This window comes from Paracoccus sp. FO-3 (genome assembly GCF_006386455.1).
GTDB lineage: Bacteria > Pseudomonadota > Alphaproteobacteria > Rhodobacterales > Rhodobacteraceae > Paracoccus > Paracoccus versutus.
Window position 1 is genome coordinate 1 of the sequence record NZ_VCBQ01000018.1, and the last position, 13711, is coordinate 13711.

Annotated in this window: 15 protein-coding genes; 13 read left to right on the top strand and 2 right to left on the bottom strand. The window is 69.9% G+C overall.

Annotation, left to right across the window (positions count from 1 at the left end):
* Nucleotides 1-287: 287 nt before the first annotated feature.
* From FE811_RS07025 to FE811_RS07085, 13 genes are all read left to right on the top strand, one after another.
* Nucleotides 288-878, top strand: a complete 591-nt coding sequence (locus FE811_RS07025) for an aminodeoxychorismate/anthranilate synthase component II (protein WP_036751810.1) — start codon at nt 288-290, stop codon at nt 876-878.
* Complete coding sequence (gene trpD, locus FE811_RS07030) at nt 875-1912, top strand: anthranilate phosphoribosyltransferase (RefSeq protein WP_116222907.1); 1038 nt, start codon at nt 875-877, stop codon at nt 1910-1912. The genes FE811_RS07025 and trpD overlap by 4 nt, the downstream gene beginning before the upstream one ends.
* Nucleotides 1905-2573, top strand: a complete 669-nt coding sequence (locus FE811_RS07035; protein ID WP_116222908.1) for a uracil-DNA glycosylase — start codon at nt 1905-1907, stop codon at nt 2571-2573. Before trpD ends, FE811_RS07035 begins: the two co-directional genes overlap by 8 nt.
* Nucleotides 2574-2582: 9 nt before the next feature.
* On the top strand, nt 2583-3374 hold the full coding sequence (gene trpC, locus FE811_RS07040) for an indole-3-glycerol phosphate synthase TrpC (RefSeq protein WP_036751817.1): 792 nt from the start codon (nt 2583-2585) through the stop codon (nt 3372-3374).
* Nucleotides 3371-3844, top strand: coding sequence for a cyclic pyranopterin monophosphate synthase MoaC (gene moaC, locus FE811_RS07045; protein WP_036751819.1), 474 nt, complete (start codon nt 3371-3373; stop codon nt 3842-3844). Before trpC ends, moaC begins: the two co-directional genes overlap by 4 nt.
* Nucleotides 3845-3855: 11 nt before the next feature.
* On the top strand, nt 3856-5028 hold the full coding sequence (gene glp / locus FE811_RS07050; RefSeq protein WP_114536166.1) for a gephyrin-like molybdotransferase Glp: 1173 nt from the start codon (nt 3856-3858) through the stop codon (nt 5026-5028).
* A 111-nt stretch (nt 5029-5139) separates the two neighbouring features.
* Nucleotides 5140-5838, top strand: a complete 699-nt coding sequence (lexA, locus tag FE811_RS07055) for a transcriptional repressor LexA (protein WP_036751856.1) — start codon at nt 5140-5142, stop codon at nt 5836-5838.
* Nucleotides 5839-5941: 103 nt separating this feature from the next.
* Nucleotides 5942-7099, top strand: coding sequence for a D-alanyl-D-alanine carboxypeptidase family protein (locus tag FE811_RS07060; RefSeq protein ID WP_116222909.1), 1158 nt, complete (start codon nt 5942-5944; stop codon nt 7097-7099).
* Nucleotides 7100-7112: 13 nt separating this feature from the next.
* Nucleotides 7113-7712, top strand: a complete 600-nt coding sequence (gene tmk, locus FE811_RS07065) for a dTMP kinase (protein WP_036751825.1) — start codon at nt 7113-7115, stop codon at nt 7710-7712.
* Nucleotides 7713-7723: 11 nt separating this feature from the next.
* On the top strand, nt 7724-8806 hold the full coding sequence (locus tag FE811_RS07070; protein ID WP_166435607.1) for a DNA polymerase III subunit delta': 1083 nt from the start codon (nt 7724-7726) through the stop codon (nt 8804-8806).
* Nucleotides 8807-8818: 12 nt separating this feature from the next.
* Nucleotides 8819-9616 (top strand): TatD family hydrolase, encoded by a 798-nt coding sequence (locus FE811_RS07075; RefSeq protein WP_140846998.1) that lies wholly within the window; start codon nt 8819-8821, stop codon nt 9614-9616.
* Nucleotides 9613-10413, top strand: coding sequence for an MBL fold metallo-hydrolase (locus tag FE811_RS07080; RefSeq protein ID WP_036751832.1), 801 nt, complete (start codon nt 9613-9615; stop codon nt 10411-10413). Before FE811_RS07075 ends, FE811_RS07080 begins: the two co-directional genes overlap by 4 nt.
* A complete protein-coding gene (locus FE811_RS07085; protein WP_116222911.1) occupies nt 10410-11354 on the top strand; it encodes an AEC family transporter in 945 nt (314 codons plus the stop codon). The genes FE811_RS07080 and FE811_RS07085 overlap by 4 nt, the downstream gene beginning before the upstream one ends.
* Nucleotides 11355-11389: 35 nt before the next feature.
* Here the strand turns inward: FE811_RS07085 and FE811_RS07090 are convergent, their stop codons facing one another.
* On the bottom strand, nt 11390-12343 hold the full coding sequence (locus FE811_RS07090; RefSeq protein ID WP_116222912.1) for an ABC transporter permease: 954 nt from the start codon (nt 12341-12343) through the stop codon (nt 11390-11392).
* Between the two features lie 5 nt (nt 12344-12348).
* Nucleotides 12349-13650, bottom strand: a complete 1302-nt coding sequence (locus tag FE811_RS07095) for an ABC transporter permease (protein WP_116170997.1) — start codon at nt 13648-13650, stop codon at nt 12349-12351.
* Nucleotides 13651-13711: the final 61 nt, after the last annotated feature.

Below are 13711 nucleotides of genomic sequence, written 5' to 3' on the forward strand. Positions count from 1 at the left end.
CTGGCCAACGGGGCCGGGCGCCTGCGGGCGCGGCGGCTGCGGCAGCGCCAGCGACAGCCCGACCAGCGCCGCGCCGCAGGCCAGCGCGCCATGAACCAGACCCGTCGCGAACCCTCTTGCCATGCCCTTGCCCAGCCCCTGCCCCCAATGCCGCGCCGCATGCGCCCTGGCGCCGTTTTTCTTGCCTCGCGCTCTTGACCCGCGGCAAGGCTTTAGCCCATCTATAGCCGCAGAATTTCCGGGGTTCACCCCCCAATGCAAGGCGCCCCAGCCGGAAGGCCCAGACCATGATCCTGCTCATCGACAATTACGACAGCTTCACCTGGAACCTCGTGCATTACATGGGCGAGGCCGGGGCCGAGGTCGTCGTCCGCCGCAACGACGCCTTGTCCGTCGAAGAGGCGCTGGGGATGGGCGCGCAGGGCATCGTGATCTCGCCCGGCCCCTGCGATCCGGCCCATGCCGGGATCATCGTGCCGCTGATCCGCGCGGCGGCGGACAAGGGCGTGCCGCTGTTCGGGGTCTGCCTGGGCCACCAGGCCATCGGCGAGGCCTTCGGCGGCAAGGTGGTGCGCGCCGGCCGCATCGTGCATGGCAAGACCGACGCGATCAGCCATGACGGGACCGGGGTGTTCGCCGGCCTGCCCTCGCCACTGACCGCGACGCGCTATCATTCGCTGACGGTCGAGCCGGAAAGCCTGCCCGAATGCCTGCGCGTCACCGCCACTGCCGCGGACGGCACGATCATGGGGCTGATGCACCGGACCCTGCCGGTCGAGGGCGTGCAGTTCCATCCCGAAAGCATCGCCTCGGAACATGGCCACGACATGATCCGCAACTTCCTGCGCCGCTGCTCGAACCTGGACCGCGCCGCATGAGCGCGGCGACCGACATCCGCCCGCTGATCGGCCTGGCCGCCAACCGGCCCCTGACCGGGACCGAGGCCGAGGCGGCCTTTGGCGCGCTGTTCGAGGGCGCGGCCACCCCCGCCCAGATCGGCGGCCTGCTGATGGCCATGCGCGTGCGCGGCGAGACGGTCGAGGAGATGGCCGCCGCCACCCGCGCCATGCGCGCCCGCATGAACCGCATCCAGGCGCCAGAGGGCGCGATGGACATCGTCGGCACCGGCGGCGACGGCAAGGGCACGCTGAACATCTCGACCGCCACCGCTTTCGTGGTCGCGGGCGCCGGCGTGCCGGTCGCCAAGCACGGCAACCGCAACCTGTCCTCGAAATCGGGCTCGGCCGACGCGATCACCCATCTGGGACTGAACGTGATGGGCACGCCCGAGATCGCCGAGGCCGCGCTGGCCGCCACCGGCATCTGCTTCATGATGGCGCCGGTGCATCATCCGGCCATGCGCCATGTCGGCCCGGCGCGGGCGGAACTGGGCACGCGGACGATCTTCAACCTGCTGGGGCCGATGACCAACCCCGCCTCGGTCAGGCGGCAATTGACCGGCACCTTCGACCGGGTCTGGAACCGGCCCATGGCCGAGACGCTGCGCGAGCTTGGCTCGGAATGCGCCTGGCTGGTGCATGGCGGCGACGGCACCGACGAGATCTCGATCGCCGAGCCGACCTGGGTGGCGCAGCTCAAGGACGGCGAGATCACCGAGTTCCAGATCTCGCCCGAGGATGCCGGCCTGCCCGTCCATCCATTCGAGGCGATCCTGGGCGGCGATCCTGCGCAGAACGCCGCAGCGCTGCGGGCGCTGCTGGAGGGCGCGCCGGGCGCCTATCGCGACGCCGTGGTGCTGAACGCCGCCGCCGCGCTGCTGATCGCCGGCAAGGCCGCCTCGCTGCGCGAAGGGGCCGAGATCGCCCGCGATTCGATCGACAGCGGCAAGGCCAGGGCCAAGCTGGCCGCGCTGGCCGCCGAGGTGGGCGCGCCGGCCGAGCCCCATGGCTGAGGGCATCCCCGTTCCCGCCGCCTGGGCCGAACTGCCGTTCTTTCGCCAGGACTGGCCGGCCATCGCCGCCCGCCTGCGGGACGGCGACTGGCTGCCCGGTCCCGCCCGCGTCTTTGCCGCGCTGGAGCTGACCCCGCCCGAGCAGGTCCGGGTGGTGATCCTGGGGCAAGACCCCTATCCCACGCCGGGCCATGCCAACGGGCTGGCCTTTTCGGTCACGCCGGAAACCGCCCTGCCGCGGTCGCTGAAAAACATCTATGCCGAGATGCGCGACGATCTGGGCGCCGCCCCGCCGAACGGCGACCTCAGCCATTGGGCGCGGCAGGGGGTGCTGCTTTTGAACACCTCGCTTTCCGTGCTGCCCGGCCAGGCCGGCGCCCATGCGAAATGGGGCTGGGAGAAGCTGGCGCGCCAGGCCGTCGCCCGCGCCCAGGCCGAACGGCCGCTGGCCTTCATCCTCTGGGGCGCGCATGCGCAAAAGGCGCTGGCCGGGCTGCCGCGGCCGCAGGACCTGGTGATCGAAAGCGCCCATCCCTCGCCCTTGTCGGCGCGGCGCGGCTTCTTCGGCTCGCGCCCCTTCGGCCGGGTGAACGACTGGCTGCGGTCGCGGGGCGAGCCGCCGATCGACTGGGCCCTTTCCGAAACCGCCGCCGCGGGGTAAACCGACGCCATGGATATTCTCGACCGCATCAAGGCCTACAAGCTGGAAGAAATCGCCGCCGCCAAGGCCGCCCGCCCGCTGGCCGGGGTCGAGGCCGCGGCCCGTGCCGCCACCCCGCCGCGCGGCTTTGCCCGCGCGCTGGAGGGCAAGGCCGCGACCGGCCATGCGCTGATCGCCGAGATCAAGAAGGCCAGCCCCTCCAAGGGTCTGATCCGCCCGGATTTCGACCCGCCCGCGCTGGCCCGCGCCTATGAGGCCGGGGGGGCGGCCTGCCTGTCGGTGCTGACCGACGCCCCCAGCTTCCAGGGTGCGCCCGAGTTCCTGACCGCCGCGCGCGATGCCTGCGACCTGCCGGCGCTGCGCAAGGATTTCCTCTACGATCCCTACCAGGTGGCCGAGGCCCGCGCCTGGGGTGCCGATTGCATCCTGATCATCATGGCCTCGGTCGACGACGCCTTGGCCGCCGAGCTTGAGGACGCCGCCTTCCACTGGGGCATGGACGCGCTGGTCGAAGTGCATGACCGCGCCGAACTCGACCGCGCGCTGCGGCTGAAATCGCCGCTGATCGGGGTGAACAACCGCAATCTCAAGACCTTCGAGGTCAGCCTGGACGTGACGCTGGACCTGGCGCCGCATGTGCCCGCCGATCGCGACCTGGTCTGCGAAAGCGGGCTGTTCACGCCTGCCGACCTGAACCGCATGGCCGAGGCCGGGGTCAGGCGCTTCCTGATCGGCGAAAGCCTGATGCGCCAGCCCGACGTGACCGGCGCCACCCGTCAGATCCTGGGCCTCGCGGCATGAGCCTGACGCATTTCGACGCCCAGGGCCAAGCGCATATGGTCGATGTCTCGGACAAGCCCGAGACCGCGCGCGAGGCGGTGGCCGAGGGCGTGGTGATCATGGCGCCCGAGACGCTGGCCCTGGCGCAGGGCGGCGCGGCCAAGGGCGACGTGATGGGCGTGGCGCGGCTGGCCGGGATCATGGGCGCCAAGCGCACCGCGGACCTGATCCCGCTGTGCCACCCGCTGCCGATCACCAAGGTCTCGGTCGACCTGGCCGCCGACCCCGCCCTGCCCGGCATCCGCGTCACCGCCACCGTCCGCACCGCCGGCAAGACCGGGGTCGAGATGGAGGCGCTGACCGCCGTCTCGACGGCCTGCCTGACCGTCTATGACATGCTCAAGGCCGCGCAGAAGGACATGCGGATCGAAGGCATCCGCCTGCTGTCCAAGACCGGCGGCAAATCCGGCCCGTTCCGCGCCGCACCCTGAAGGGGGAAACCATGATCAGCGTCGAAGAAGCCCGCGCCCGCGTCCTGGCCCTTGCCCCGGCCCCCGAGCCCCGGCAGGTCGCGCTGGCCGATGCGCTTGGCCGCGCCATGGTCGCGCCGGCGCTGGCCCGGCTGACGCAGCCGCCCTTCGACGCCTCGGCCATGGACGGCTATGCGCTGCGCTCGGCCGACCTGCCCGGACCGCTGGCGGTGATCGGCACCGCCGCCGCCGGCCAGCCCTGGCAGGGCGAGGCGTCCCCCGGCAGCGCCATCCGCATCTTTACCGGCGCCCCGGTTCCCGCCGGCTACGACCGCGTGGTCATGCAAGAGATGGTCACGCGCGACGGCGACCGGATCACCGTCGCCGAGCCCGGCGGCAACCCCAACATCCGCCCCAGGGGCAATGATTTCGCGGAGGGCTCGGAATTCCTGCCGCGGCGCCCGCTGCGCCCCGCCGACCTGGCGCTGCTGGCGGCGATGAACGTGCCGCAGGTGACGGTCGCGCGCCGCCCCCGCGTCGCCGTCCTGGCCGGCGGCGACGAGCTGGTTCCCCCCGGCTCGGATCCCGCGCCGGGCCAGATCATCAGTTCGAACGACCTCGCCATCGCCGCGCTGGCGCGCGAGGCCGGGGCCGAGCCCCTGGTCCTGCCGCTGGCCCGCGATACCGAGGAAAGCCTGCGCGACCGCTTCGCCCAGGCCGCGGGTTGCGACCTGATCGTGACCATCGGCGGCGCCTCGGTCGGCGACCACGACCTGATCGGCAAGGTCGCGGCCGACCTGGGCATGGAGCGCGCCTTCTACAAGCTGGCGATGCGGCCCGGCAAGCCGCTGATGGCCGGCCGCATCGGATCGGCCGCCATGCTGGGCCTGCCGGGAAATCCCGTCTCGGCCGTGGTTTGCGCGAAACTCTTCATGCAGCCGCTGATCCGCGCCATGCAGGGCCTGCCGCCGGGGCCCGAGCCCCTGCAAGCCACGCTCGCCCGCGACCTGCCTCCCGAGGGCGACCGCCAGCACTACCTGCGCGCCCGGCTTTCGCCCGGTGACGGCCTGCCGGCGATCGAGCCCTTCGCCGACCAGGATTCCGCCCGGCTCTGGCTTCTGGCCGAGGCCGACGCGCTGCTGATCCGCCCCGCCCACGACCCGGCCCGCCGGGCGGGCGAGCGCATGGGCTACCTGCCGCTCTAGCCCGGTTAACCGGACATTTACCCGAATCGTCATAGTGATTGACGCATGGGACGGGGCGCGCTAGAACATTCTATGAACATGATGGCGGCCGCAGCAGATCGGGGGCAAAGCATGCTGACGAAGAAACAGATCCAGCTTCTTGAATTCATTCAGGCGCGGATGGCTCGCGACGGGGTGCCGCCCTCGTTCGACGAAATGAAACTCGCGCTGGACCTGCGCTCGAAATCGGGAATACATCGCCTCGTGACCGCCCTTGAAGAACGCGGGTTCATCCGCCGCCTGCCGCATCGCGCCCGCGCGCTGGAAATCGTCCGCCTGCCCGACAGCCTCAGCAAGGGTTCCGGCTTCCAGCCCCGCGTGATCGAAGGGGTCGTCCCCGACCGCCCCGCGCCCCTGCCGCGCGGCGCCATGGAAATCTCCGTCTCGGCCATCGAACTGCCGGTGATGGGCCGCATCGCCGCCGGCGTCCCGATCGAGGCGATTTCCGAAGTGTCGCATCACATCGCCGTGCCCGGCTCGATGCTCTCGGGCCAGGACCGCCATTACGCGCTGGAAGTGCGCGGCGATTCGATGATCGAGGCCGGGATCAACGACGGCGACGTGGTGGTGATCCGCGAACAGGACACGGCCGAGAACGGCGACATCGTCGTGGCGCTGGTCGAGGGTTTCGAGGCGACGCTGAAACGCTATCGCCGCAAGGGCGGCATGATCGCGCTGGAGGCCGCCAACCCCGCCTATGAAACCCGTGTCCTGCCCGAGGACAAGGTCCGCGTCCAGGGCCGGCTGGTGGGGTTGATCCGCAGCTATTAGGCCGCGCGCCGTTCACTTGCGCGGCACAGGCCGCCGGGCGGCGTTGCGGGTCTTGGCCCGCTGGGATAACCATGGGCCAAAGGCGACAGGTCAAGGATAATCCATGCGCGCTCTGACGTTCCGCATCTTCGCTCTGGCCATGCTGCTTGCGCTGCCGGCGCAGGCCTTCGACACCACGGCCCGCGCCGCCTGGGTCTATGACGTGGCCACCGGTACCGTGCTGATGGAAAAGAACGCCGACGAGCCGCTGCCGCCGGCCTCCATGTCCAAGCTGATGACCCTGAACATGCTGTTCGAGGCGCTGCGCGACGGCCGCGTGGCGATGGACACGACCTTCCCGGTCTCGACCAAGGCCTGGCAGATGGGCGGGTCGAAGATGTTCGTCGAACCCGCCGACCGCCCTACGGTCGAGGATCTGATCCACGGCATCATCATCAACTCGGGCAACGACGCCTGCGTCGTGGCGGCCGAGGGGCTGGCGGGAACCGAGGAAGCCTTTGCGCGGCTGATGAACGAACGCGCCCGGCAGCTCGGCATGACGAATTCGCATTTCGTCAATTCGTCGGGCTGGCCGGACCCCCGGCACCGGATGTCGATGCACGACCTGGGCCTGCTTGCCACCCGGCTGATCACCGAATTCCCGGACCTCTACAAGAATTTCGCCCTCACCGAATACAACTACAAGGGCCGGGTGCCCTCGAACGCCAGCAACCGCAATCCGCTGCTGCGGCTGGGAACGGGCGACTGGAAGGCCGACGGGCTGAAGACCGGCCACACCCAGGAAGCGGGCTACGGGCTTGTCGGCTCGGCCGTGCAGGGCGACCGGCGCATCGTCTTCGTCATCACCGGCCTGCCCAGTGAAAAGGCCAGGGCCGAGGAATCCGAGCAGATCGTGAACTGGGCCTATCGCCAGTTCACCATGCGCACCATCATCCCCAAGGACGAAATCGTGGTCCAGGCCCCGGTCTGGCTGGGCGACAAGAGCCGCGTCGGCCTGACCACCAAGGACGGGGTCCGGGTGCTGATCCCCGCCGGCTCGCATGCGGGCGTAAAGGCCGAGGCCGTGTTCAACGGCCCCATCGAGGCGCCGATCGCCCAGGGCGACCAGCTGGGCGAGCTGATCGTGGACATCCCCGGCGCCGGGCAATCGCGCCTGCCACTGTTCGCCGCCAGCGACGTCGCCCGCACCGGCGTGCTGGGCCGCATGCAAAGCGCGGCCTTTCGCCTGGGCGAAAGGGCCGTCCAGGCGGTGCGCAACTGACGCCGCGCCCGCCATGTTCATCAGCTTCGAGGGCATCGACGGATCGGGAAAATCCACCCAGGCGCGGCGGCTGGCGCAAGCGCTGAATGCGCGCGGCACCGAAACGCTGCTGACCCGCGAACCCGGCGGCAGCGCCGGCGCCGAGGAAATCCGCCGCCTTCTGGTCGAGGGCGGCGGCGAGCGCTGGTCCCCCGAAACCGAGCTGCTGCTGTTCACCGCCGCCCGCCGCGACCATGTCGAGCGGCTGATCCGGCCGGCGCTGGAACGGGGCGCCTGGATCGTCACCGACCGCTTCGCCGATTCCAGCCGGGTCTACCAGGGCCTCGCCCGCGCCGACCTGCGGCAACTGGTCGAGGAGCTGCACCGGCTGACCATCGGCATCGAGCCCGACCGCACCTTCATCATCGACATCGACCCGGCGGTGGCATTGGCCCGCGGCCAGGCCCGCGGCGGGGCCGAGGACCGGTTCGAAACGCTGGGCCTGGGCTTCCAGCAGAAACTGCGCGCAGGCTTCCTGGCCCTTGCCGCCGAGGCGCCCGGACGCATTCGGGTGATCGACGGCCGCGGCAGCGAGGACGAGGTTGCCGCCCGCGTTCTGGCCGCCCTGACATGAGCAGATCCGGCATGAGCGACGAGCCGCTGCCCGAACCCGACCGCGTGCCGGGCGCCCCCCATCCCCGCGATGCGGCCCGCATCATCGGCCAGGACGCCGCGGTCGCGGATTTCCTGGCCGCCGCCCAGGCGCATCGGCTGCATCATGCCTGGCTGATCTCGGGCCCGCGCGGCACCGGCAAGGCCACCCTGGCCTGGACCGTCGCCAAATGGCTGCTGAGCGGCGCCGCGACGCCCGACCTGACCACGCCGCAGGACGATCCGACCGTCCGCCGCATCCGGGCGCTGTCCGAACCGCGGCTGCACCTGGTCCGGCGCCCGGTCGATGACAAGACCCTGCGCCTGCGCGCCGAGATCACCGTGGACGAAATCCGCCGCCTGCAGGGCTTTTTCCACATGAGCGCGGCCGAGGGCGGGCGCCGCGTCGCCATTATCGACGCCGCGGACGAAATGAACCAGGCCGCCGCCAACGCGCTGCTGAAACTGCTGGAGGAGCCGCCGCAGCATGCCACGCTGCTGCTGGTCGCGCATCAACCGGCGCGGCTGCTGCCGACGATCCGCTCGCGCTGCCGCGAATTGCGGCTGCACCCGCTGAGCCCCGAGGACATGGGCCGGGTGCTGCACGACCTTGGGCTCGACCACGACGCGGCGCGGCTGGCGGCGCTGTCCGGCGGCTCGATCGGCGAGGCGCTGCGGCTGGCCGGCCAGGACGGGCTGGCGCTTTACCAGCGCATCACCGGGCTTTTCGCCGAATATCCGCGCATGGACCGCCGCGCCGCCGCCGCCCTGGCCGATCTGGCGGCGGGACGCGCAGGGGCCGAGGGCGATCCCTTCGACCTGGTCGTGACCCTGCTCGACCGTTTCCTGACCCGCGCGGCGCGCACCGGCCTCTTGGGCGCCCCCCTGCCCGAGGCGGCCGAGGGCGAGGCCGAGGTGCTGGGCCGCGTCGCCCCCGACCCCGCGGCGGCACGGCTTTGGGCCGCCGCCCAGGCCGAGCTGTCGGCGCGGGCCCGCGCCGGGCGGGCGGTCAACCTTGACCCTTCCGCGCTGGTGTTGGATATGCTGGTCGGGCTTGCGAACCAGCCCGCCGTCTGACGGAAACCGATCATGCCCGAATCCGATCTTCCCATCCTGGTGGACAGCCATTGCCACCTGGACTTCCCCGATTTCGACGGCCAGCAGGCCGAGCTGGTCGCGCGCGCCCATGCGGCGGGCGTCACCCGCATGGTGACGATCTGCACCCGGCTGCGCAACGAGCCCGCCGTGCGCGCCATCGCCGAGGCGCATCCGGGCGTCTTCTATGCCGCCGGCACCCATCCGATGCATGCCGCCGAAGAGCCGCTGGCCACGGTCGAGGAACTGGTGGCCCTGTCGCGCCATCCGCGTTTCGTCGGCATCGGCGAGACCGGGCTCGACTATCACTATACCGCCGACAGCGCCGCCGTTCAGGCCGAAAGCCTGCGCATCCATATCGAGGCCGCGCGCCGCACCGGCCTGCCGCTGATCGTGCATTCCCGCGATGCGGACGAGGACATGGCCCGCATCCTGACCGAGGAACATCGCGCCGGCGCCTTCACCGGCGTCATGCATTGCTATACCAGCGGGCCCGAATTGGCGCGGTTGGCGCTGGACCTGGGCTTCTACCTGTCCATGTCGGGGATCGCGGCCTTCCCGCGCTCGACCGAGATCCGCGAGATCTTCGCCGCCGCCCCCGCCGACCGCATCCTGGTCGAGACCGACGCGCCCTACCTCGCCCCGCCGCCCCATCGCGGCAAGCGCAACGAGCCGGCCTTCGTCGCCCATACCGCAAAGGTCGGCGCGGACCTGCTGGGCATGACCCAGCACGAATTCGCCAGCCTCACCACGCTGAACTTCGAGCGGTTGTTTCGCAAGGCCGCGGCATGATCCGCGCCACCGTCCTGGGCTGCGGCTCCTCGGGCGGCGTGCCGCGGCTGGGCAATCGCTGGGGCGAATGCGATCCGGCGAACCCGCGCAACCGCCGCCGCCGCTGCGCGCTCCTGGTCGAGCGCTTCGGCCATGACGGGGTGACGCGGCTGCTGGTCGACACCGGCCCCGACCTGGTGCCGCAGCTGCTGGACGCGGATGTCGCGGAACTGGACGCGGTGGCCTATACCCATGCCCATGCCGACCACATCCACGGCATCGACGACCTGCGGCAGATCGTCTTCAACATGCGCCGGCGGATGCCGGTCTGGGCCGACCTGCCGACCGCGGCGGCGCTGAAGACCCGCTTTGGCTATATCTTCGAGACGCCGCCCGGTTCCTCCTACCCGCCGATCTGCGATTTGCAGCCGATCCGCGGCCCCTTCGCCATCGAGGGCGCGGGCGGCAGCATCGAACTTGCACCCTTCGAGGTCAACCACGGCGACATGAACGCGCTTGGCTTTCGCATAGGCGGGGTCGAGCAGAGCCTGGTCTACCTGCCCGACGTGCTGGCGATCCCCGAGGACGCCTGGCCGACGATCATGGGCTGCGAGGTGTTCATCTGCGACGCGCTGCGGCGCATCCCGCATCCCAGCCACGCCCATCTGGCGCTGACGCTGGAATGGATCGCGCGTTCGGGCTGCGCGCGGGGGATCCTGACCAACATGCATGTCGACCTGGATTACGACGCCATGATGCGCGAGACGCCCGAGAATGTGGTGCCCGCCCATGACGGGATGCGGATCGAGCTGATATGACCGCACTTTTCGACGTCATCCTGCCGGTTTTCCTGGTGGTTGGCTTCGGTTATCTGGTCTGCTGGCGCAAATGGCTGACCGAGGTCGCGGTCGATGGCGTCATGCGCTTTGCCCAGAACTTCGCCCTGCCGGTGCTGCTGTTCGGCGCCATCGCCGGGCTGGACCTGGGCGCGAACTACAACCCGCTTCTGCTGCTGGCCTTCTACAGCGGCGCGCTCTTGTCCTTTGCACTGGGAACCGTCCTGGCGTTTCGCTGGCTCCGGCGGCCCATCGAGGACGCCATCGCCATCGGCTTCGTCTGCCTGTTCTCGAACTCGCTGCTGCTGGGCGTGCCGATCACCGAGCGCGCCTATGGTCCCGAGGCGCTGCTGGGCAATTTCACCATCATCTCGCTGCATTCGCCGCTGCTTTACACCTTCGGAATCACCGCGATGGAATTCGCCCGCGCCCGCGGCCAGGACCTGTCGGTCGGCGGGGTGGCCCTGCGGGCGCTGTCGGGGGTGCTGCATACGCCGCTGGTCATCGGCATCCTTTGCGGCTTTGCCGTGAACCTGCTGACCCAGGCCGGGCTGGTCCTGCCCGAGGGTTTCTGGGCCGCGGTCAGGATGATGTCCAGCGCGGCGCTGCCGGCAGCGCTGTTCGGGCTGGGCGGCGTGCTATACCGCTATCGCCCCGAGGGCGAGGCGCGGGCCATCGCGCTGTGCTGCTGCATTTCGTTGCTGCTGCATCCGGGCGTGACCTTCGGGCTGGGCAAGCTGTTCGCGCTGAGCGTGGCCGAGATGCGCTCGGCGGTGATGACGGCCGCCATGCCGCCGGGGGTCAACGCCTATCTTTTCGCGTCGCTTTACGGGGTTGCCAAGCGGGTTTCGGCCTCGACGGTGCTGATGGCGACGGGGTTGTCGATGCTGTCTGTCTGGTTCTGGCTCGGCGCCCTGCCCTGATGCGCGAACGCCGCCCCGAAGGGCGGCGTCCGGTTCTACCTTGGGGTCAGCCCCCTGAGCCGTTCCGAGCGCCTGCGCAGGAGCTCGACGGTGGTGAGGAGCGCGATGGAGAAGATGACCAGCAGCGTGGCGACGGCGAGGATGGCGGGCGAGATCTGCTCGCGGATGCCGTTCCACATCTGCCGCGGGATGGTCTGCTGGTCCGGCCCGGCGATGAACAGCACCGCCACCACCTCGTCGAAGGAGGTCACGAAGGCAAACAGCGCCCCCGAGATCACGCCGGGCAGGATCAAGGGCATGGTGATGCGGAAGAAGGTCGTGCGCGGGTTCGCCCCCAGGCTCGCCGCCGCCCGGTTCAGCGACTGGTCGAAGCCGATCAGCGTCGCCGTCACCGTGATGATCACGAAGGGAATGCCCAGCGTGGCATGGGCCAGGATCACCCCCAGATAGGTGCCCGCCAGCCGGCCGCATTCCGGGTCCAGCCCGATCCAGCTCAGCGGCTCGCAGGGGTTCGAGTAGAAGAAGAACATCCCCGTCGCGGTGATGATGATCGGCACGATCATCGGCGAGATCAGCATGGCCATGATCGCCCGGCGCCAGGGCATCTCGGGCCGCGACAGACCCAGCGCCGCCAGCGTGCCCAGCACCGTGGCCAGGATGGTCGAGAAAAAGCCGATGATGATCGAGCTTTTCGCCGCATTCACCCATTTCGCGTTCTGCCAGGCATCCGCCCACCAGCTCAGGTCGCGCGGCGCGTCCGGCCGCGCCATGCCGAAGGTCAGCAGGCTGTCGTACCAGCGCAGCGAATAGCCCTCGGGGTCGAAGGACAGCATCCGGTCGGTGAAGGTGAAATAGGGCTCGGCGTTGAAGCTCAGCGGGATCACCACCACGATGGGCGCGATCAGGAAGAAGAAGATCGCGCCGCAGATCACCAGATAGGCGTAGTGCCAGACCTTCTCCAAGGGCGATGCGTAAGTCGGAAGCGCCATGGCGATTACCCCAGTTTCAGGTTGTCGATGCCGACGAGCCGGTCGTAGACCCAGTAGAGGATCAGGACCCCGCCCAGAAGCAGCGCCGCCAGCGCGGCCGCCATGGACCAGTTCAGCGTCTGCGTCATGTGCATCGCGATCATGTTCGAGATCAGCTGCCCCGACGAGCCGCCGACCAGCGCGGGGGTGATGTAGTAGCCCACCGCCAGGATGAACACCAGAAGCGCCCCCGCCCCCAGCCCCGGCAGGGTCTGCGGGAAATAGATCCGGCGGAAGGCGGTCCAGCTGGTCGCCCCCAGGCTGCGCGCGGCGCGCACATAGCTGGGATTGATCGTGCGCATCACCGAATAGAGCGGCAGGATCATGAAGGGCAGCAGGATATGGGTCATGGCGATGATCGTGCCGGTCTGGTTGAAGATCATCTGCAGCCGCTGGGTGTTGCCGATCACCCCCAGCCAGACCAGCACGTCGTTGACCACGCCCTGCTGCTGCAACAGCACGATCCAGGCCGTGGTCCTGACCAGCAGCGAGGTCCAGAACGGCAGGAGCACCAGGATCATCAACAGGTTCGACTGCCGCATCGGCAGCGTCGCCAGCAGGTGCGCGACCGGAAAGCCCAGAAGGAAGGTGGTGAAGGTGATGACCAGCGACAGCCAGAAGGTGCGCATGAACAGCTTGACATAGATCTGCTGCTGCGCCGGGGCGGCAACCACCTCGCCCTGGTCGTCGCGGGTGCGGTCGACCGCCGCCAGGTAGAAGTTGCTGGTATAGGGCGAGGAGGCCTCGCGCATCACCGACCACAGCCTGGGATCGCCCCATTTCGCGTCCATCTCGAGGATGGCCTCGCGATAGGGCGGCTCGATGCCGCCGCGGGCCTGGCGCCCGGCCGAGGTGAACAGCGAGCGCGTGCCCGGCATGTCGTAGTTGATGCGGGTGCCGACGACGCCGACGGTGCGCGCCTGGGCGGCGGCGGTCAGGTCGGCGGCCAGCGCCGCCCAGGCGGCATCGTCGGGTTCGGTGCCGCGGGGGTTGTCGTGGAACCAGGCCGAGAGCTGCGGCATGTTGGCCGAGAAGCCGTCGTTCTTGACCGAGCGCTGCAGCATCTGCCCGATCGGCACCACGAAGGTGATCAGGATGAACAGCAAGAGCGGCAGCACCAGCAGGAACGCCCGCCGACGCGCACGACGCGAACTCCGCGCAAGCGCAGACTTCAACGGACGACCGTCCGCGGTTCTCAGCGTGCCGCCTTGGTCAAGGCCGCCGGCCTCGGTCACGATGGCGGCATGGGGGTCGAGGGCTTTGGCCATCTTGGTCCTTTGTCGGGCAATCCGGGGTCGAAGCCGCGGCCCGGACGGTCCGGGCCGCGGC

Excerpts from the sequence above, each read along its gene's own strand:
- FE811_RS07025 (WP_036751810.1), top strand. The coding sequence starts at position 288 with ATGATCCTGCTCATCGACAATTACGACAGCTTCACCTGGAACCTCGTG.
- trpD (WP_116222907.1), top strand. The coding sequence starts at position 875 with ATGAGCGCGGCGACCGACATCCGCCCGCTGATCGGCCTGGCCGCCAAC.
- FE811_RS07035 (WP_116222908.1), top strand. The coding sequence starts at position 1,905 with ATGGCTGAGGGCATCCCCGTTCCCGCCGCCTGGGCCGAACTGCCGTTC.
- trpC (WP_036751817.1), top strand. The coding sequence starts at position 2,583 with ATGGATATTCTCGACCGCATCAAGGCCTACAAGCTGGAAGAAATCGCC.
- moaC (WP_036751819.1), top strand. The coding sequence starts at position 3,371 with ATGAGCCTGACGCATTTCGACGCCCAGGGCCAAGCGCATATGGTCGAT.
- glp (WP_114536166.1), top strand. The coding sequence starts at position 3,856 with ATGATCAGCGTCGAAGAAGCCCGCGCCCGCGTCCTGGCCCTTGCCCCG.
- lexA (WP_036751856.1), top strand. The coding sequence starts at position 5,140 with ATGCTGACGAAGAAACAGATCCAGCTTCTTGAATTCATTCAGGCGCGG.
- FE811_RS07060 (WP_116222909.1), top strand. The coding sequence starts at position 5,942 with ATGCGCGCTCTGACGTTCCGCATCTTCGCTCTGGCCATGCTGCTTGCG.
- tmk (WP_036751825.1), top strand. The coding sequence starts at position 7,113 with ATGTTCATCAGCTTCGAGGGCATCGACGGATCGGGAAAATCCACCCAG.
- FE811_RS07070 (WP_166435607.1), top strand. The coding sequence starts at position 7,724 with ATGAGCGACGAGCCGCTGCCCGAACCCGACCGCGTGCCGGGCGCCCCC.
- FE811_RS07075 (WP_140846998.1), top strand. The coding sequence starts at position 8,819 with ATGCCCGAATCCGATCTTCCCATCCTGGTGGACAGCCATTGCCACCTG.
- FE811_RS07080 (WP_036751832.1), top strand. The coding sequence starts at position 9,613 with ATGATCCGCGCCACCGTCCTGGGCTGCGGCTCCTCGGGCGGCGTGCCG.
- FE811_RS07085 (WP_116222911.1), top strand. The coding sequence starts at position 10,410 with ATGACCGCACTTTTCGACGTCATCCTGCCGGTTTTCCTGGTGGTTGGC.
- FE811_RS07090 (WP_116222912.1), bottom strand. The coding sequence starts at position 12,343 with ATGGCGCTTCCGACTTACGCATCGCCCTTGGAGAAGGTCTGGCACTAC.
- FE811_RS07095 (WP_116170997.1), bottom strand. The coding sequence starts at position 13,650 with ATGGCCAAAGCCCTCGACCCCCATGCCGCCATCGTGACCGAGGCCGGC.